Origin of the sequence: Actinomadura sp. NPDC049382 (genome assembly GCF_040677125.1) — a bacterium.
In the GTDB taxonomy this organism is placed as follows: Bacteria; Actinomycetota; Actinomycetes; order Streptosporangiales; family Streptosporangiaceae; genus Spirillospora; species Spirillospora geliboluensis.
This window is the reverse complement of sequence record NZ_JBFARO010000013.1, coordinates 89187-107917: the sequence shown is the minus strand read 5'-3', so window position 1 is coordinate 107917 and position 18731 is coordinate 89187. Positions and strand designations below refer to the sequence as shown.

15 protein-coding genes and 3 pseudogenes are annotated in these 18731 nt (G+C 74.6%); 5 read left to right on the top strand and 13 right to left on the bottom strand.

Annotation, left to right across the window (positions count from 1 at the left end; translation table 11 throughout):
- Nucleotide 1: 1 nt before the first annotated feature.
- Nucleotides 2–613 (bottom strand): hypothetical protein, encoded by a 612-nt coding sequence (locus tag AB0K34_RS11760; RefSeq protein WP_364547681.1) that lies wholly within the window; start codon nt 611–613, stop codon nt 2–4.
- 100 nt (nt 614–713) lie between these two features.
- Here AB0K34_RS11760 and AB0K34_RS11755 point away from each other — a divergent pair, with 100 nt between their 5' ends.
- Entirely contained in the window at nt 714–1553 is an 840-nt protein-coding gene (locus AB0K34_RS11755; RefSeq protein WP_364547678.1) for a hypothetical protein, read from the top strand.
- A gap of 42 nt (nt 1554–1595) precedes the next feature.
- Here the strand turns inward: AB0K34_RS11755 and era are convergent, their stop codons facing one another.
- From era to AB0K34_RS11740, 3 genes are read right to left on the bottom strand one after another with little or no spacing between them, the layout of a single operon-like run.
- Nucleotides 1596–2516, bottom strand: a complete 921-nt coding sequence (gene era, locus AB0K34_RS11750; RefSeq protein WP_301174335.1) for a GTPase Era — start codon at nt 2514–2516, stop codon at nt 1596–1598.
- A 43-nt stretch (nt 2517–2559) separates the two neighbouring features.
- Complete coding sequence (locus AB0K34_RS11745; RefSeq protein ID WP_364547675.1) at nt 2560–5892, bottom strand: BTAD domain-containing putative transcriptional regulator; 3333 nt, start codon at nt 5890–5892, stop codon at nt 2560–2562.
- 52 nt (nt 5893–5944) lie between these two features.
- Nucleotides 5945–8077 (bottom strand): MMPL family transporter, encoded by a 2133-nt coding sequence (locus tag AB0K34_RS11740; RefSeq protein ID WP_364547672.1) that lies wholly within the window; start codon nt 8075–8077, stop codon nt 5945–5947.
- 104 nt (nt 8078–8181) lie between these two features.
- On the opposite strand from AB0K34_RS11740, the gene AB0K34_RS11735 reads away from it, so the two are divergent.
- Entirely contained in the window at nt 8182–8517 is a 336-nt protein-coding gene (locus AB0K34_RS11735; RefSeq protein ID WP_138640277.1) for a cytidine deaminase, read from the top strand.
- A 24-nt stretch (nt 8518–8541) separates the two neighbouring features.
- Here AB0K34_RS11735 and AB0K34_RS11730 read toward each other — a convergent pair whose 3' ends face one another.
- From AB0K34_RS11730 to AB0K34_RS11705, 6 genes and pseudogenes are all read right to left on the bottom strand, one after another.
- On the bottom strand, nt 8542–9873 hold the full coding sequence (locus AB0K34_RS11730; RefSeq protein ID WP_171069339.1) for a hemolysin family protein: 1332 nt from the start codon (nt 9871–9873) through the stop codon (nt 8542–8544).
- Complete coding sequence (gene ybeY, locus AB0K34_RS11725) at nt 9873–10349, bottom strand: rRNA maturation RNase YbeY (protein WP_138640276.1); 477 nt, start codon at nt 10347–10349, stop codon at nt 9873–9875. The genes AB0K34_RS11730 and ybeY overlap by 1 nt, the downstream gene beginning before the upstream one ends.
- A pseudogene (locus AB0K34_RS11720) lies at nt 10346–10687 on the bottom strand (PhoH family protein); the annotation flags it as partial. The gene ybeY and the pseudogene AB0K34_RS11720, both read right to left, overlap by 4 nt.
- 279 nt (nt 10688–10966) lie before the next feature.
- Nucleotides 10967–11188 (bottom strand): annotated as a pseudogene (locus AB0K34_RS11715) (LAGLIDADG family homing endonuclease); the annotation flags it as partial.
- Nucleotides 11189–11764: 576 nt separating this feature from the next.
- A pseudogene (locus tag AB0K34_RS11710) lies at nt 11765–12496 on the bottom strand (PhoH family protein); the annotation flags it as partial.
- Nucleotides 12497–12648: 152 nt separating this feature from the next.
- Entirely contained in the window at nt 12649–12993 is a 345-nt protein-coding gene (locus AB0K34_RS11705; RefSeq protein WP_138640275.1) for a histidine triad nucleotide-binding protein, read from the bottom strand.
- Between the two features lie 348 nt (nt 12994–13341).
- Here AB0K34_RS11705 and AB0K34_RS11700 point away from each other — a divergent pair, with 348 nt between their 5' ends.
- On the top strand, nt 13342–13884 hold the full coding sequence (locus tag AB0K34_RS11700; RefSeq protein WP_240808381.1) for a SigE family RNA polymerase sigma factor: 543 nt from the start codon (nt 13342–13344) through the stop codon (nt 13882–13884).
- Complete coding sequence (locus AB0K34_RS11695) at nt 13881–14567, top strand: hypothetical protein (RefSeq protein ID WP_138640274.1); 687 nt, start codon at nt 13881–13883, stop codon at nt 14565–14567. Before AB0K34_RS11700 ends, AB0K34_RS11695 begins: the two co-directional genes overlap by 4 nt.
- Nucleotides 14568–14585: 18 nt before the next feature.
- On the opposite strand, the gene AB0K34_RS11690 is transcribed toward AB0K34_RS11695, so the two are convergent.
- The 3 genes from AB0K34_RS11690 to hrcA form a co-directional block, all read right to left on the bottom strand.
- A complete protein-coding gene (locus AB0K34_RS11690) occupies nt 14586–15317 on the bottom strand; it encodes a 16S rRNA (uracil(1498)-N(3))-methyltransferase (RefSeq protein WP_138640273.1) in 732 nt (243 codons plus the stop codon).
- Between the two features lie 63 nt (nt 15318–15380).
- Nucleotides 15381–16517, bottom strand: coding sequence for a molecular chaperone DnaJ (gene dnaJ, locus AB0K34_RS11685; RefSeq protein ID WP_301174337.1), 1137 nt, complete (start codon nt 16515–16517; stop codon nt 15381–15383).
- Between the two features lies 1 nt (nt 16518).
- A complete protein-coding gene (hrcA, locus tag AB0K34_RS11680; RefSeq protein WP_138640283.1) occupies nt 16519–17532 on the bottom strand; it encodes a heat-inducible transcriptional repressor HrcA in 1014 nt (337 codons plus the stop codon).
- 203 nt (nt 17533–17735) lie between these two features.
- Here hrcA and AB0K34_RS11675 point away from each other — a divergent pair, with 203 nt between their 5' ends.
- The gene (locus AB0K34_RS11675) at nt 17736–18548 is read left to right on the top strand and encodes a DUF3097 domain-containing protein (protein WP_240808382.1); all 813 of its coding nucleotides are present in this window, start codon (nt 17736–17738) and stop codon (nt 18546–18548) included.
- Nucleotides 18549–18731: the final 183 nt, after the last annotated feature.

Below are 18731 nucleotides of genomic sequence, written 5' to 3'. Positions count from 1 at the left end.
GTCAGCGCGCCGCGCCCTCGGTGGTCACGATCACGCCCAGCGCGTACGCCGGGGACATGCCGAGCAGGTCGGCGATGCCGTGCAGGGCCTGCCGCTCGCCGTCACCGAGCGGCCCGTCCGCCAGCCCGATCCGGACGGCCTGCGCGAGGAACCACTCCTTGGCCTCCACCGCGAGCTGCGCGCCGGCGTGCACGACCTCCCGCTGCAGGAACGTGCGGCGCAGCGCGAGGTCGGCGTCGATCGCGGCGGCGTCGTAGTCCGGCTCGCCGTACCCGCTGACGGTGGCGATCGCGCGGGCGCGGGCCGCGGGGGCGGCCGGGTCGCCGGCCCGCAGCACCAGGGCGGCGGCCGCCCGCATGCCCGCGGCCAGGGTCTCCCCCAGCTGCCGCGCGGTCGGCGTGCGCAGCGCCGCGACCGGGAACCGGCCCTTGCAGGTGCGGCATTCCACCGCGTGGGAGAGCCGCCACAGCGGCACCACCGGGACGAAGAACACCGAGAGCCAGCGGCGCCCGGCGCGCCTGCGGTAGGCGCGGTCGCCGCCGCACTGCGGGCAGTGGAACGTCCCCTCGCTGACGGTACGGAACACCGCCGTCAGCCCGAAAACGAGCAACACCGGGGATCTCCTCCCATAACGGACTCTGTCCAAAGTACCGACCCGGCGCCGCCGCCGTGGCCGTCCCGGTCCAGGCGCGTCCTGCCTTTACGCTGGGTTCATGACCGGTGACCTGGGTTCCGACGCGGGCCGCGCGCAGCCGCGCCCGTCCTTCCTGCCGCCCGTCGACGGCTACCCGCCGCCCGCCGGCGAGCCCGCCCCGGACGCGTACGCCGCACCGGAGCCGGCCCCGGCGCGCGGCGGCGCCCTGTGGATCCTCGCGCTGATCGCCGCCGCGTCGGCGCTGCTGGTGTCGGCGTTCCTGCCGTGGGCGCACGCGGCGGTCGCCGTCGAGCTTTTCGGCCGCACGCTCAGCCGCGACCTCGGCAGCGTCGCCGGCATCGACGCCGACGACATGGTCCTCGCCGTCCCGGTGCTGGCGGTCATCGCGATCGCGCTCGCCTGCTGGGACCTGATCGGCCGGGACGCGCGGATCGGCGGGCTCGCCGCCGTCCCCGGCACGCTGGCCCTGCTGGTGTGCGGCATCTTCGTGCTGCGGCTCGGGGACGTCCGCGACGACCTCCCCGAGACCGGCCTTGACCTCGGCTACCAGATCACCGTCCGCTACGGCTGGTACCTCGCGGTCGTGGCGTCCCTGTTCGTGGTCGGCTTCAGCCTCGCCCGCCCCATCGGCGCGCGCGCGGCGCGCTCCCAGAGCCCCGACCAGTACGCCTACCAGTACCAGCCGCAGGAGCAGTACCAGCCGCAGTTCGCCTACCCCGACCAGCCGGCCGATGGCGCCGCCTGGCCCGACGAGGACCAGGCATGGGGCCGCCGCCAGGACGCGCCGGAAGAAACCCCGGAACCGGAGCCCGCGCCGGAACCGAAACCGGAGGCGAAACCAGATCAGTACCACTCTGGGGGGACGACCCCCCAGACCCCCCGGCAGGAGCAGGACTGACCGCCGCCCTCCGCTCCGCCGGAGCTCCGCCACGGGCGGAGGTCAGTCGTAGAAGCCGAGCCTGCGGAGCTGCTTGGGGTCGCGCTGCCAGTCCTTCAGGACGCTGACGCGCAGGTCGAGGAAGACCTTGGTGCCGAGCAGCGCCTCGATCTGCCGGCGCGCCGCCGCGCCGACCTCGCGGAGCCGGGCGCCCTTGTGGCCGATGATGATGCCCTTCTGGCTGGACCGCTCGACGTACAGGTGCGCGTAGACGTCCACGAGGTCGCGGCCCTCGCGCGGCGCCATCTCGTCCACCACCACGGCGATCGAGTGGGGCAGCTCGTCGCGGACGCCCTCCAGCGCCGCCTCCCGGATCAGCTCGCTGATCAGGACCTGCTCGGGCTCGTCGGTGAGGTCGCCCTCCGGGTAGAGCGGCATGCCCTCCGGCAGGTGGGAGATCAGCAGGTCGCCCACGAGGCCGACTTGGAAGCCGTCCGCGGCCGAGCACGGCACGATGTCGGCGAACTCGCCGAGGCGGCCGACGGCGAGGAGCTGCTCGGCGACCTGCTCGGGCGTCGCGAGGTCGGTCTTCGTGACGATCGCCACCACGGGCGTCTTCTTCACGCCCGCCAGCTCGCGCGCGATGTACTTGTCGCCGGGCCCCACGGGCTGGTCGGCGGGGACGCAGAACCCGATCGCGTCCACCTCGGTCAGCGTGGACCGGACGAGGCTGTCCAGCCGCTCCCCGAGCAGCGTCCGCGGCTTGTGCAGGCCGGGCGTGTCGACGATGACCAGCTGCGCGCCGGGCCGGTGCACGATCCCGCGGATGGCCCGCCGCGTCGTCTGCGGGCGGCTGCTGGTGATCGCGACCTTGGTCCCGACGAGGGCGTTCATCAGGGTCGACTTGCCCACGTTCGGCCGCCCGATGAAGCACGCGAACCCCGCCCGGTGCCCCTCGGGCGCCCCGTTTCCCACACTGGTCATCCCCCAATTGTCGCCCACCCGGCGGGGCGGACGGCACGTCCGGTCAGGCGGCGGGGGTACCGAGGCGGCCGAGGGACGCACGGGCCTTGTCGGTCCACTGGACGGCGCCGAGGCGGTCGGCGACCTCGGCGGCCTTGCGGTAGTGGGCGGCGGCCGTCTCGGCGGGGCGCTCCAGGAACAGCGCGAGGTCGCCGAGGATCTGCGCGACGGGGCCGATCGTGGCGGCGGCGGTGGCGCCGCCGCTGACGTGCTCCTCATACGGCTGGAGCGCCGCGTAGGCCCGTTCCGCCAGGTCGCGGTCGCCGAGGGCCATCGCGCGCAGTGCCCGGATCGACATGGTGAGGTCGAAGAAGTAGTCGAGCCGGACGGGCCCCGCGCCGGCGGCGGCCCGCCGCGCCTCGGCGGTGCGGCCGGCGGCGGCCAGGGCGAGGGCGTACACGTCGGCGGTGGCCTCGACGTGGCCCCACTGCCGGTGCAGCCAGGCGGCGCCGTCCACCAGCTCGCCCTCGCGGCCCTGGCCGAGCCGCAGGCAGAACAGCCCGACGAAGACCATGCCGCGCTCGCTGAACCAGATGCCGGTCCGGCCGATGGCGCCGCCGACCTCCTCGTAGGTGCGCTCGGCCGCGTCGAACCGGGCGGCGAAGGCGTGCACGAGCCCGGCGTACCAGCCGGCGATCTTCGCGAGCAGCGGCAGCCCGTACCGGTCGGCGAGCCGCCGCCCCTCCGCCAGGTGCCGGTGCGCGGTGGGCAGGTCGAGGGCGGCGACGGCGCACTGCTGGAGCTGCAGGTGCGCGAGGACGCGGTAGGTGCCGAGGTCGTGCGCGGCGGCGAGGTCGAGCAGCTCGGCGGCGATCCGGGTGCGGCGGGCGAGGCCGTCGGCGGTGCGGTAGCCGTTGACGTAGCCGCCGTTGAGCGCGGCGGCGAGCAGCTCCGGGACGCCGAGCCCGCGGGCCGTGGCGATGGCCTCCTCGGACGCGGTGAGCCCGCGGTCGTCCTGCTCGCCCTCCAGCTCCATCGCGAGCGTGGTCAGCAACCGGACCCGCAGCTCCGGCTCGTCGGCGGGGAGCCGGTCGAGGGCCTCGCCCGTCGCCTCGACCACGGCGCGGTCGACGGTCCCGTACTCGCGGCTCGTCCACAGGGTCGGAACGTCGAAGCTCGTGATGATCCGGGCGAGCAGCCGGACGTCGCCGAACGCGCGGGCGTCGGCGATGGCGGCCAGCCGCCGCTCCCGCGCGGCGACGACCTGCCCGGACAGCGCGCCCGCGCGGATCGCGGCGGCCTCCGCCGCCAGCCGCTCGCCGGTCGCGGCGGGCCCCTGCGCGCGCAGCGCGCCGACGGCGCGGGCCCACAGGTCGGCGGCGGCGCCGTGGGCGAAGCGGGCCTCGGCCGCCGCCGCGGCGCGGCGCGCGTACCGGACGGCCTTCGCCGGGTCGGCGCCCGACTCCAGGTAGTGGTGCGCGATCGCGGCGGCCTCGTCGGGCGTGTGCCGTTCGAGGGCGGCGGCGACGCGGCCGTGCAGCCGGACGCGGCGGGCCTGCGACAGCCCGGCGTAGAGGGTGTCACGGACGAGCGCGTGCGCGAACCGCATCCGGCCGGGCGCCGGCTCGACGACCAGGCCGCTGTCCAGGCCCGCCTCGACGGCGTCGACCACCGTGTCGTCGTCGCCGGCGAGGTCGGACAGGACGCGCAGGTCGGCGTCCCGGCCGATGACGGCGGCGTCCCGCAGCACGGCCTGCGCCGGTTCCGGCAGCCGCGCGATCCGGCGGCGCAGCACGTCGCCGACCCCGGCGGGCACCCGGCGGGTGGCGGCGGGCAGGCCCTCGGCGTCCAGGAGCCGGGCGGTCTCGCGGGTGAAGAACGGGTTGCCGCCGGTCCGCTCGGCGATCGCGGCGACCTCCGCGTCGTCCAGGCGGGCGGCGCAGGCGCCGCGGACGAGGGCGGCGGTCTCGTCCGGCGACAGGCCGGCGAGGTCGATCCGTGCGGGCTCGTGCCGGGCGAGGGCGGCCAGCGCGCCGGCGAGCCCGTCGCCGGCCTCCGTCCGCCGGAAGGTGGCCACCAGCAGGACGGGCCGGTCCCGCAGCCGCTCGGCCAGCCGGACGAGCAGCGCGAGGGTCTCCTCGTCCGCCCAGTGGAGGTCGTCCAGGACGAGCAGCAGCGGCGCCGCGACGGCGAGCCCGGCGAGGTAGTCGCCGACGGCGAGGTGGAGCCGGAACCGGCCCATGCTGACGTCGGCGTCGCCGCGCCCGGTGGCGGCGTCGTCCAGCAGCGGGCCGAGCCGGGCGGCCAGGCCGGCCTCGGGCGGCGCGGCGGCGGCGAGGCCGCGCAGCAGCTCGGCCCAGGGCCAGGCCGCCGGGGCGCCGCCGGTCTCGGGCGCCCGGCCCCACGCGCACGTCCAGCCCCGCTCAGCGAGGCCGCCCGCGAACCGCTCGGCGAGCGCGGTCTTGCCCATGCCCGCGTCGCCGCCGACGAGGACGACGCCGCCCCGGCCGGCCGCGGCGGCGTCGGCCGCGCCTTCCAGCCTCGCGAGTTCCCGCACGCGCCCGACGAAGGCCGGGTGCTCCGCCGGGGGCGCGGGCGCGATCCGCAGCACCGGGCGCGCGGGCGCCGGCTCCCCCAGCGCGGGGGCCTGCGCCAGGATGTCGGCTTCGAGGCGGCGCAGCGCGGGGCCGGGGTCGACGCCGAGCTCCTCGGTCAGGGCGGCGCGGGCGCGGCGGAGGGCGGCGAGGGCGTCGCCCTGGCGCCCGGCGCGGTAGAGGGCGAGGGCGAGCAGCCGCCACGCCTCCTCGCGCAGCGGGTCGGCGGCGGCGTGCGCCTCCAGGTCCGGGACGGCCTCGGCGGCGGCCCCGAGCCGGAGCGCGGCCTCGGCGCGGCGCTCCACGGCGATGCGGCGGCGCTCCTCCAGCCGCGCGGCCTCGGCGGCGGCCCACGGCAGCCCGGCGAACTCGGCGTAGGCGGGGCCGCGCCACTCGGCGAGGGCGGCCTCGGCGCTGCGCCGGGCCTCCGCCGGGTCAGTGTCCAGCAGCGCCGCGGACGCGTCGATCAGCGCGTCGAACCGCCACGCGTCGACGGCGCCGTCCGGCAGCCGCAGCGCGTACCCGGGCGGCTCGGTGGTGAGGATCCGCGCGGGGGTGCGGGGCGGCCGGTCCGGTTCCAGGGCGCGGCGCAGGTGCGACACGAACGACTGGAGGCCGGCGGCGGCGCGGGGCGGGGGCGCGGCGGCCCACAGGTCCTCGACGAGCCGGTCCGCGGGCACCATCCGGCCGCGCGCGGCGACGAGCCGGGCGAGCACGGAGCGCTGCCGGGGCCCGCCGAGGTCGGCGGGCGCTCCCGCCACCTCCGCGCCGAAGGCCCCGAGCACGCGTACGACAGGCGACATGTCCCGATCAGCCTAACCGGGACATGTCCGCCCATCGTGATCACTCCCCCGGTTACGCGCGGCTGGGTTCGGGCTCCCGTTCGGCCGCCCCGGCGGGCGCGGCGCCGCCGTGCACGTCGATGCGCGGCAGGACCCGGCCGAGCGGCCCCGGCAGCCACCAGTTCGCCCGGCCGAGCAGCGACATCGCGGCGGGCACCAGCACCAGCCGGACGACGGTCGCGTCCAGCGCCACCGCGACCGCGAGCCCCACCCCCATCTGCTTGACGATCAGTCCGGGGTCGGCGGCGAAGCCGAGGAACACCGCCACCATGATCAGCGCCGCGCTGGTGATGACCCGGCCGGTCGCGGCGAGCCCGGTGGTCACCGAGCCGCGGGCGTCGCCGTGCGCCAGCCACTCCTCGCGGATCCGGGACAGCAGGAAGACCTCGTAGTCCATCGACACGCCGAACAGGACCGCGAACATCAGCAGCACGATGAACGACGACACCGGGACGCTGTGCGGCAGCCCGAGCAGGCTCGTGCCCCAGCCCCACTGGAACACCGCCGTCAGCACCCCGTACGCGGCGCCGATCGACAGCAGGTTCATCACGGCGGCCTTCAGCGGCACCAGCACCGACCGGAAGACGATCATCAGCATGACGAAGGACGTGGCGACGACCACGCCGATCACCGGCCACAGCCGGTCCGACAGCGTCCGGGACAGGTCCACGTACACGGCGGTCAGCCCGGTGATCTCCGCGCCGGGCGGCAGCGCGTCCGCGCGGACCCGGTCGACGAGGCCGGTCACCCGCTCGTCCTGCGGGCCGTACTCCGGCGTCACCATGATCACCGCGGCGTCGCGGCGCGGGGACAGCTGCGGCGGCGCGACGGACGCGACGCCCTCGACGCGGGCCAGCCGCTCGCCGAGCCCCGGCAGCGCATCCGCGCCGGTCTTCTCCAGGTCGACGGCGACGAGCAGCGGCCCGTTGGCGCCGGGCCCGTAGGCGTCCGCGACCAGGTCGTACGCCTGCCGGACGGTGTTGGACGACGGCTCGCTGCTGGCGTCGCTCGGCCAGGTCCGCATGCCGAGCGCGGGCGCGGCCAGGCTGAGCATCAGCACCGCCGCGGCGAGCAGCCACGGCCACGGGTGCCGCCCGACGTGCCCGGCCCACCGCCGCACCCGCGGCGACTCGACCGTGATCTTCGCGCCGGCGGCGCGGTCGCGGCGGCGCAGCACCCGGCGGCCGGCGAGCCCCAGTACCGCGGGCAGCAGGGTGACGGCGCTCAGCACGGTCGCCGCGACGACGAGGCCGGTGGTGAAGCCCATGGTCATGAAGACCGGGATGCGGGACAGCACGAGCCCGGACAGCGCCAGCAGCACGGTGAACCCGGCGAACAGCACCGACAGGCCCGCGGTCGCGATGGCCCGGCCCGCCGCCTCCGGCACGTCCATCCCGGCCGCGAGGCCCTCGCGGTGGCGGGTGAGGATGAACAGGGCGTAGTCGATGCCGACGCCGAGCCCGACCATGCTCGCCACCGTCGGCGCGGTGGTCGCGACGTTCGTGAAGGCCGCCACCAGCGTGATCCCGGACACGCCGACGCCGAGCCCGGCCAGCGCCACCGCCAGCGGCATCCCGGCCGCCACCACCGACCCGAACGCCAGCAGCAGGATCACCAGCGCCGCCACGACCCCGATCGCCTCGGCGACGCCGCTGGGCGCCGTCACGTTCTCGGGCACCTGGCCGCCGAACTCGACCTGGTATCCGGCCGCGTCCAGGCCGTCCGTCGCCGACCGCAGCAGGTCGAGCGTCTCGCCCGGCGCCAGGTCGGTGACGGGCACCTTGTAGCGGACGGTCAGCAGCGCCGTCGCGCCGTCCGCGCTCGGCTGCGCCGGTGCCACCGCGCTGACGTGCGGCAGCCGGCCCAGCTCGGCGGCCGCCTCGTCGAGCTTCGCCTGGTCGACCTTGCCCGACTTCGCGTGCACGACGACCCGCGCGTCCGCGCCCGCGACGGCGGGGAACCTCTCCCGCAGCAGGTCGGTGGCCTGCTGCGAGCCCGTCCCGGACAGCGTGTAGTCGTCCTGCAGCGCACCCCCGGCGACGCCCGCGAGACCGCCGATCGCCGCGACGAGCGCCAGCCACACGACGATGAACCGCCAGGGCCGCAGCGCCGCGGCCCTCCCCAGGCGGTAGAGCAGACGGGACATCACTTTCCCCCAGAAAACGGCGTACTCCGACCGTCCGAGGATCGCGGGGCCCTCTTGCCGCCCACTTGCCGGTGACTTGCGGGCCACCCCGTACGCTGGGCGGCGTGAGCGAGCTGAACCCCGAGGACGCCAAGATCATCACCCTGGCCCGGTCGGCGCGGGCCCGCACCGGCGCCGCCGAGGGCGCCGCCGTGCGCGACGAGACCGGCCGCACCTACGCCGCCACGAGCGTGGACCTGCCGTCCCTCAAGCTCTCGGCCCTCAAGGTCGCCGTCGCGATGGCCGTCTCCAGCGGCGCCGAGGACCTGGAGGCCGCCGCGGTCGTCACCGCCGCCGACGCCCCGGACGCGGCCGACGTCGCCGCCGTCCGCGACCTCGGCGCCAAGGCGCCCGTCCTCGTCGCGGGCCCCGACGGAACGCTGCGCACCACCCTCGGCTGACCCGCCGGGGCGAGCGGTCCGGCGCTAGCGGGCCCGGCCCGAGTCGTCGGCCTCGGCCGCGTCGGCGGCGGTCGCGCCCAGCCGGTGCACCAGCACCGTGCCGATCCGGTTGCGGCGGCCCGCGATCGTCTCCGCCTTGAGCGACAGGACGGGCCCGCCGTCGACCGGGCCCACCTCCGCCGTCGAGCCCTCGATCGGGACGCGGCCGAGCGCGTGGGCGAGCAGCCCGCCGACCGTCTCGACGTCCTCGCCGTCCAGCTCCACGCCGAACAGCTCGGCGAGGTCCTCGACGGGGAGGCGGGCGGTGACGCGGGCGGCGCCGTCCGGCAGCCAGGTCACCGGCGGGATCTCCCGGTCGTACTCGTCGGTGATCTCACCGACGATCTCCTCCAGGATGTCCTCGATGGTGACCAGGCCCGCGGTGCCGCCGTACTCGTCGATGACGATCGCGACGTGGATCCGGCGGGCCTGCATCTCGCGCAGCAGCTCGTCGATCGGCTTGCTGTCGGGCACGTAGGTGGCCGGGCGCATGACGGAGTCGACCGTCTCGGTCGACTCGCCCGCGCGGTGCTCCTGGCTGCGCCGGGCGACGTCCTTCAGGTAGGCGATGCCGACGACGTCGTCCTCGTTCTCGCCGACGACGGGGATGCGGGAGAAGCCGCTGCGCAGCGCCAGCGACATCGCCTGCCGCAGCGTCTTCGTCCGCTCGATGAACACGATGTCGGTGCGCGGCACCATCACCTCGCGGACGAGCGTGTCGCCCAGCTCGAACACCGAGTGGATCATCTCCCGCTCGACCGGCTCGATCAGCTCCCGCTGCTCGGCCAGGTCGACGAGGTCGCGCAGCTCCGCCTCGGAGGCGAACGGGCCCTCCCGGAACCCCTTGCCGGGCGTGAGCGCGTTGCCGAGCTGGATCAGCAGCCGGGGCAGCGGCCCGAACACCCGGGTGACCGGGTGGATCACGGCGGCGCCCGCCAGCGCGATCCGGTCGGCGTGCTGGATGCCGAGCGTGCGCGGCCCCACCCCGATCACCACGTAGCTGATCAGGATCATGACCGCGGCGGCCGTGACGTAGGCGCGCCACGTCTCGTCCAGCCAGGAGATGAACAGGTCCGCCACGATCACGGTGGCGACCAGCTCGCAGCCGATCCGCAGCAGCAGCACCATGTTCACGTAGCGGGCCGGGTCGGCGACGACCTCGGCGAGCCGCTTCGCGCCGCGCCGCCCCTCGCGCAGCGCCTCCTCCACGGTGACGCGGGACACGCGCGCGAGCGCCGTCTCGGTGCCGGCCAGCAGGCCCGCCAAGAAGACCAGGCCCACCGCCAGGGCGGACAGCCACGCCTGCGCGGTGCTCATCAGCCGCCGCGTTTCTCCCGCCAGGAGGCCAGGAGCTCGGCCTGCAGGCCGAACATCTCCTTGTGCTCCTCCGGCTCGGCGTGGTCGTAGCCGAGGAGGTGCAGGATGCCGTGCGCGCACAGCAGCTCCAGCTCCGCCTCGGTGCTGTGCCCGGCCTCCCGCGCCTGCCGCTCCGCCACCGCCGGGCACAGGACGACGTCGCCGAGCAGCCCGGGATCGGTCTCGCCGTCCTCGTCGGCGCCGCCGGACAGGTGGCCGGGGCGCAGCTCGTCCATCGGGAAGGACAGCACGTCGGTCGGGCCGGGCTCGTCCATCCACTTCACGTGCAGCTCGGTCATCGCGGCCTCGTCGACCAGCAGCACCGACAGCTCGGCCAGCGGATGGACGCGCATGCCGTCCAGGACGTGCCGGGACAGCGCGGCGAGCGCCTGCTCGTCGACGGGCACCCCTGACTCGTTCAGCACCTCGATGCTCACTGCCGCCCCCGCTTGCGGGGGCCGCCGCGCCCGCCCTGCCTGACCTCCGGGACGCGCTCCTCGTCCCACCGGTTGTAGGCGTCGACGATGTCGGTGACGAGCTTGTGCCGGACGACGTCGCGGCTGTCCAGCCGGCAGAAGTCGATGTCCTCGACGCCCTCCAGGATGTCCTGCACGACGCGCAGGCCGCTGGTCTGGCCGCTCGGCAGGTCGACCTGCGTGACGTCGCCGGTCACCACGACCTTCGAGCCGAACCCGAGCCGGGTGAGGAACATCTTCATCTGCTCGGGCGAGGTGTTCTGCGCCTCGTCCAGGATGATGAACGAGTCGTTCAGCGTGTTGTGAGTGAGGAGGAAGTCCTCCGTGACGTAGAGGGAGTCGGCGGCCGCCACCTGGATGCACACGGCCTCCGCGGACCCCGCGGGCTCGATGCTGTCGATGAACCGCATCGGCCGCCCGCCGCCGGTCGCCCGGTACTTGTCCAGCTTCCGGCCGAGCCTGAAGGGAACGACGCCGGGCGGCAATCGCAGGTCGAGGGCGAAGGCGTCATGCCGGTGGGAGACCGGGCGCCCGTTGGCCCGCCCTGGAGCACGGCCCCGTACCGGGCGCACACGGTGATAGCCGACACCACCGAGCGACCTGACCAGGAAGAGCACGTCATCGCGCAGCCGACGCGAGGTGGTCGTGTACTGGACGCGGCAGGTGCGCGCGTCTTGTGCCACGGGTCCGCCGTCGGCGTCCAGCAGCCCTTGCAGGACTGCGAGCCGCACCTGCGCGGAGTTGTAGAGGTACTCTTCCGGCACGAACTTCGTCTCCGACCTGGTACCGCACAAGCCCATCCGGCGCATGACTCCTGTGACCGGGTTCTCGATCGTCATGACCTGGCCGGGATCGGCGATCCGGTTCAACACGTAGTCCGGTCCGGTCTTGTGCCGGACTGACACACCGGGGAGGAGCCCGCCGAGCGCCTCCGCCAGTTCCGGGTCGCCGGTGGTGAAACTCGGTGTCGTGGAACCCGTGAGGCACCCGTCGCCCAGCAGCAGTCCCAGTGCGTAGGGGTCCATCGGGACGTCCCGGGCCGGGAACTCAACGGGCCCGCTGAGGAGAGGCAGCTCATACCTGCGGGCGTGCGCGGCCCGCAGGTTCCCGATCATTTCACGGGTCTCCAGGACTCGCGGAGGATTCCCTCTGCGGCGGTCGGCTCTCGTCGTGACCGACCAGAGATGGTCGGCTGTGCACAGGGTGGAGGCTCCGTCCTGCGCGGTCAGCCGGAAGATCTCCTTCTCGCCCTGCGGATAGACGCCCAGGACCGGTGTCGGCTCCCCGTTCGAACCGATGACGAGGTCGCCGACCCGCAGTTCTCCGATCGGACGGAATCCGTCCGGGGTCAGCACCCGGGTGGAGACTGGTTGGGCCCTCCCGCGCATGTACGCCAGCGGCGCGACCTCGATGGTGCCCGCGGCCATCAGGCGCGGGATCGAGTCGGGGTCGACCATGTCGTGCAGCGCGTCGTACAGCGGCCGCAGGTACGGGTCGATCTTCTCGTAGAGCGTGCCCGGCAGGAAGCCGAGCCGCTCCCCCGCCTCGACCGCGGGCCGCGTCAGGATGATCCGGTTGACCTGCTTGTCCTGCAGCGCGCGGACGGCCTTGGCCATCGCCAGGTACGTCTTGCCGGTGCCGGCGGGGCCGATCCCGAACACGATCGTGTGCTTGTCGATCGCGTCGACGTAGCGCCGCTGGTTCAGCGTCTTCGGGCGGATCGTGCGGCCCCGGCTGGACAGCACGTCCAGGGTCAGCACCTCCGCCGGCCGGGCGCCGCTCTCGCCCCGCAGCATCGCCAGGCTGCGCTCGACGGCGTCGGGGGTGAGCTGCGTGCCGCCCTTCAGCAGTTCGAGCATCTCGGTGAACAGCCGGGACACCAGGTCGGTGTCGTCGCCGGCGCCGGTCACGGTGATCTCGTTGCCGCGGACGTGGATGTCGATGTCGCTGCCGAACGCCTGCTCGATCGCGTGGAGCAGCTCATCCCGGGAGCCGAGCAGGCTCACCATCGAATGGTCGTCCGGCACCACGATCTTGATCTGCGAGCGCGAGCCGTTCCGGTCGTCGCGCCCCGTGCGAGTTGCCCTCGTGTGAGTTGATTCGACCATCAGCCGGGCCTTGCGGCCTTCGGACCTGCCTTCTGTCTGCTCCGGGTGTCCAGCCATGCCGGTTCCATCGTACTGGGCACCCCCGGCACGGCACCGAAGGGTTTTTCGCGTGGCGTAACACCCGCCCCCGCACGTGCGCGGGCGGGGCCCGCTCAGCCGGGCGGCCAGTTGAGGCCACGGCCGCCCAGCACGTGGGCGTGCACGTGGAAGACGGTCTGGCCTGCCTGGGCGCCGGTGTTGAACACGATCCGGTAGCCGGTCTCGGCGATGCCCTCGTCCGCGGCGACCTGGTGCGCCTCGCGGACGACCTCGGCCAGCAGGTCGGCGTCGGACGCGGCCAGCTCCCCGGCGGTCGGGTGGTGCTCGCGCGGGATGACCAGCACGTGCGTCGGCGCCTGGGGGTTGATGTCGCGGAACGCGACCGTCCCGGCCGACTCGCGGACGATCTTGGCCGGCACGTCCCCGGAAACGATCTTGCAGAACAGGCAGTCGGTCATCTGTCTCCCCTCGCCGCGGCCCGTGACCGCCCCGGAATCCTATCGGGACCCGCGCGATCGCGGTCCGCGCCGCCCCGCGCCCGGATAGGCTTTCCGGCGACCGACCTCCCGGTTGCGGTCACCATTCCGACCGGCCACTGGTTAAGGTTGTCAGCTCAAGGCGCACCCCCCGGCCCGCAGGCATTTGCGGCGCGCTTCCGGACGGGCGGGCGCGCCCCATTCGTGCCACCCCGAGGGCGCCCGTCCGAATGGACGGCCGGGGCCGGCAAAGGCGGCGGACAGGTGACCGAGGCGGATCAGGACATGCCCTTTCGTAAACCGGGCGACGAGGGCGCGCGTCGTACTGACGTGACCGAGACCCTCGTGGCCAGGGGCACGGCGGGGGCGGTGGCCGTCGCCTGGGACGCCGATCAGGCGGTGACCGCGCTCTACAGCGCCAACTATCGCTCGCTGGTACGCCTGGCGGCCATGCTCGTACGGGACGCCGGGACGGCCGAAGAGGTCGTCCAGGACGCCTTCGTCGCGATGCACGGCGGCTGGCGGCGGCTGCGCGACCCCGACAAGGCCCTGTCCTACCTGCGCCAGTCCGTGGTGAACCGGTCGCGATCGGTGCTCCGGCACCGCGCCGTCGTCGAGAAGTACGCCCCGAAGGGGCTGCCCGACGCGCCGAGCGCGGAGGCCGGTGCCATCGGGGAGCTGGAGCGCTCGGCGGTGATCGACGCGCTCGGCCGGCTCCCCGCCCGCCAGCGGGAGGCGCTCGTCCTCCGCTACTACGCGGACCTGTCCGAAGCGGAGATCGCCAACGCGATGGGCATCTCCCGCGGCGCCGTCAAGAGCCATACGGCGCGCGGGATGACCGCGCTACGCAACGTCCTGGAGCAGTTCACATGACCACCGACCCCCACGACGAGCACGGCGAGATCCTCCGCCGCGCCCTGCACGCGGAGGCGGATACGGTCAACCCCGCGGGCGACGGCCTGGAACGCATCCGGGCCCGCGTCGCCGACGGCCAGAGCCGCCGGTTCGGTCTCGGGCGGTTCGGACCCGCCCGGTTCGGGTTGGACCGGTTCACCGTCGGCTGGGCGCGGCCCGTGCTCGCCGTCGCCGCCGCCGTCGTCATCGCCGGGCTCGGCGTGACGGCGCCGCAGACCATCGACCTCATCCAGCAGTCCGTCGGCAACAGCCGGCCGTCCGGCGGCGGGCAGAACAACACCGACGGCGACCGCGCGAGCACCCCGGGCAACCCCGAGTTCCCCGAGCCGCCCGCGGCGGGCAGCAGCTCGTCCGGTGCGCCGTCCGCCTCGTCGACGACCATCCCCAGCTCGTCGCCGGGGCTGTCGTCGTGCCGCATCCCGCCGCCCGCGGGCACCGCGCCCGCCTCGCCGGGTGCGACCGACACGCCGACGCAGCCGACCACGCCGTGCCCGAGCGAGACGCCCACGACGGCGCCGACCTCGCCGCCGCCGTCGACGCCCACCACGTCGCCGACCTCGCAGCCCACCGACGCGCCCACGCAGGCGCCGACGAGCCCGGCCGCGGGAACCGGCGAGGAGGGCCCGGCGACCACGCCCTGACGGGCCCGGCGGGTCGCGCTACCAGCGCCCGGTGGCGGACAGCAGCACGCTGCCCGCCGCCACCCCGGCCGTCGACGTGCGCAGCACGGTCGGGCCGAGCCGCGCCGGGCGGCCGCCGGCCGCGGCGAACCGCTCCAGCTCCGCCTCGGTGATGCCGCCCTCGGGGCCCACCACGAGCACGATGTCGCCGTCCGCCGGCGGTTCCACCCCGCTCAGCGGCGCCTCGGCCTCCTCATGCAGGACGAGGGCCAGTGACGCGGCGGCGACCCGCGCGGCGACGTCCTCGGTGGACGCCAGCTCCGGCACCTCGGGCAGCCGGCTGCGCCGCGCCTGCTTGGCGGCCTCGCGGGCGGTCGCGCGCCAGCGGCCGAGGGCCTTGTCGCGGCGCTCCGGGCGCCACCGGGTGACGCAGCGCTCCGCCGCCCACGGGACGATCACGTCCACGCCGACCTCGGTCATCGTCTCGACGGCCAGCTCGCCCCGCTCGCCCTTCGGGAGCGCCTGGACGACCACGATGCGCGGCGCGGGCGGCGGTTCCCGGTGCCGGGCCAGCACGTCCAGGGTGAGGGACGCGCGGTCGGCGGCGGTGACGACGCACTCGGCCAGCAGGCCGGCACCGTCGGTCAGGTCGACCCGCTCACCGGGCCGCAGCCGCCGCACGGCCGCCGCGTGCCGCCCTTCGGGGCCGTCCAGGACGACCGTGCCGCGCTCCAGCGCGTCCGCCCCGGCGAGGAACACCGGCGGGCTCATGTGGGCCTCTCAATGCTCGGAACCGCCGCGGCGGCCCTCCCGGTAGGCCGCCGCCACCTCGCTTCAGTGCTGGTTGAAGACGTCCTTGATGCGGGAGAACACGCCGCTGCGCTGGCCGGGGGCGAACTTGCCGGGCGGGCGCTCCTCGCCGCGCAGGGCGGCGAGGCGGCGGAGCAGCTCCTCCTGCTCCTCGTCGAGCCGGCCCGGCGTCTCCACGTTCACGTGGATCATCAGGTCGCCGCGGCCGCTCTCGTTGAGGTGCCGGACGCCCCGGTTGTAGAGCGTGATCACCTGCCCCGACTGCGTGCCGGGCTTGATGTCGACGCTCTCGGCGTCGTCCAGCGTCTCGATCGTGACGCTGGTGCCGAGCGCCGCCGCCGTCATCGGGATCTCGACCGTGCAGTGCAGGTCGTCGCCCTCCCGCTCGAAGATCGGGTGCGGCTTCTCCACGATCTCCAGGAACAGGTCGCCGGGCGGGCCGCCGCCCGGGCCGACCTCGCCCTCGCCGGCGAGCTGGATGTGGATGCCGTTCTCCACCCCGGCCGGGATCTTCACCTTGACGGTGCGCCGGGTGCGGACCCGGCCGTCCCCCGAGCACTCGGTGCACGGGTTGCGGATCACCGACCCGAACCCGCCGCACGCCGGGCACGGCCGCGCCGTCATGACCTGGCCGAGGAACGAGCGCTGGACCTGCTGCACCTCGCCGCGGCCATGGCAGGTCTCGCACGTCTCCGGGTGGGTGCCCGGCGCGCAGCCGGACCCGTCGCAGGTGGCGCAGGCCACCGCGGTGTCGATGGACAGCTCGCGGGTCGTGCCGAACGCGGTCTCGGCGAGGTCGAGCTCGACCCGCAGCGTCGCGTTGCGGCCGCGCCGCGCCCGCGACCGCGGGCCGCGCTGGGTGGCCGTCCCGAAGAAGGCGTCCATGATGTCGCTGAACGGGAACCCGGCCCCGCCGAACCCGCCGGCCCCCGCGCCCGCCCCGGACGCGAACGGGTCCGCGCCGAGGTCGTACATCTCCCGCTTCTTGGGGTCGGAGAGCACCTCGTACGCCTGGGTGATCTCCTTGAACTTCTCCTGGGTCTCCGGATCCGGGTTGACGTCCGGGTGAAGCTCCCGCGCCAGCCGGCGGTAGGCCTTCTTCACCTCGTCGGCGCTGGCGTCGCGCCGGACCCCCAGGGTCGCGTAGTAGTCGTTCGCCACCTTACGACCCCGCCAGGATCTGTCCCACGTAGCGTGCCACTGCCCGTACCGCTCCCATCGTGCTGGGGTAATCCATGCGTGTAGGCCCGAGTACTCCGAGCCTGGCCAAGGTGAGGTCGCCGACCCCGTAGTCCGCGGCGACCACCGAGGTCGATCGGAGCCCCAGGTCGGGGTTCTCGGTGCCGATCCGCACCGTAACTGTAGAGGAGTCGCCGGTCTCGCCGAGCAGCCTCATCAGCACCACCTGCTCCTCCAGCGCCACCAGGACCTCCCGCAGGCTCTGCGAGAAGTCGACGGCGGCGAGGTTGGCCGCCCCGGCGAAAACGATCTTCTCCTCGTGCTTCTCGACGAGCGTCTCCAGCAGCACCGACAGCACCGCCGCCGCGACCGGCCGCTCGTCCGGCCCCACCTTCTCCGGAAGGTCGGCGACGGCCGTCGGCACGTCGCCGAGGCCGAGCCCGTCCAGGCACGTGTTGAGCAACGCCCGCAGGTGCCCGATCGATTCCTCGGAGATCGCGCCCGGCGTCTCGATGACCCGCTGCTCCACCCGCCCGGTGTTGGTGATCAGGACGAGCAGCAGCCGCCCCTCGGCGACCGGGACCAGCTCGACGTGCCGCACCGACGAGCGGGTCAGCGACGGGTACTGCACGACGGCGACCTGCCGGGTGAGCTGCGCGAGCAGCCGCACCGTGCGGCTGACCACGTCGTCCAGGTCGTAGGCGCCGGACAGGAACGTCTCGATCGCGCGCCGCTCGGCGACCGACAGCGGCTTGATCGTCGACAGCCGGTCGACGAACAGCCGGTAGCCCTTGTCGGTCGGGACGCGCCCGGCGCTCGTGTGCGGCTGGGTGATGTAGCCCTGCTCCTCCAGCACCGCCATGTCGTTGCGGATGGTCGCGGGCGACACACCGAGGTTGTGCCGGTCCGCCAGGGCCTTCGACCCCACCGGCTCGTTGGTGGAGACGAAGTCCTCGACGATGGCGCGCAGGACGGCGAGCTTGCGGTCGTCCAGCACGGCGTCACCTCCCTCGTCCGGTCGGCCGTTCCGCTGGCACTCCATACTCTAGAGTGCCAATTGTACGGCCCCGCACCCCCGATCGGAGTGCCCGCGCACTCCCCGCACGGCGGCGCGATCCTATCCGTATCGGACGCGGGCGCCACGCCGAGGGACGAGGGGCGACGCCGCCCGGCCCTCCCGCCGGGTTAATGTGCGGACCCGTGCGCAGTAAGGACTACGGAAACGACGTGCTCGCCGGCGACTGGCGCAGGCCGCGCAAGGGACAGATCCCGGAGGTCCCGGCCGAGCCGGGGCTCGTCGCCGAGGACCCCGGCAGCGGCTTCTGCGGCGCGGTCGTCGGCTGCGACAAGTTCGGCGTCACGCTGGAGGACCGGTTCGGCAAGCGGCGCGTGTTCCCGCTGGCGAAGGCGGGCTTCCTGATCGACGGCAAGCCGGTCACCCTGGTCAGGCCCGCCGCGGCGCCCAAGGGGCCGGCGCGGTCGGCGTCCGGCTCGATCGCCGTCCAGGGGCTGCGCGCCCAGGTCGCCAAGGAGAGCCGCATCTACGTGGAGGGCGTCCACGACGCCGAGCTGGTCGAGAAGATCTGGGGCCACGACCTGCGCGTCGAAGGCGTCGTCGTGGAGTACCTCGAAGGCGTCGACGACCTGCCCGCGATCGTCGAGGAGTTCGGCCCGGACGCCGACCGCCGCCTCGGCGTCCTGGTCGACCACCTGGTGGAGGGCTCCAAGGAGTCCCGGATCGCCGCGCGGGTGTCGTCCCCGCACGTCCTGATCACCGGCCACCCGTTCATCGACATCTGGGAGGCGGTGAAGCCCGCCGCCGTCGGCATCCGCGCCTGGCCCCGCATCCCCCGCGGCATCCCGTGGAAGGAGGGCGTCATCGCCGAACTCGGCTGGGGCGACGACACCGGCGCCGCCTGGAAGCGGATCCTGAACTCGGTCAACAGCTACACCGACCTGGAACCCGCCCTTCTGGGCCGGGTGGAGGAACTGATCGACTTCGTGACTGTGTGACCCAGGGGGGCGACCCCCTGGAACCCCCGTTGCGAGCCGGTCGATCCTCACGCCACGGTTCTGGTTCTTGTGACCGTGCGGGGTCTCCTCGTGGCGCTGCGGTCGACCGGCTCGGCGGGCAGGCCCGCTGCGCTCGCCGGCGCTCGCTCCGCGTGCCTGCCCGTGGTCGGTGGCCGGGGTTCG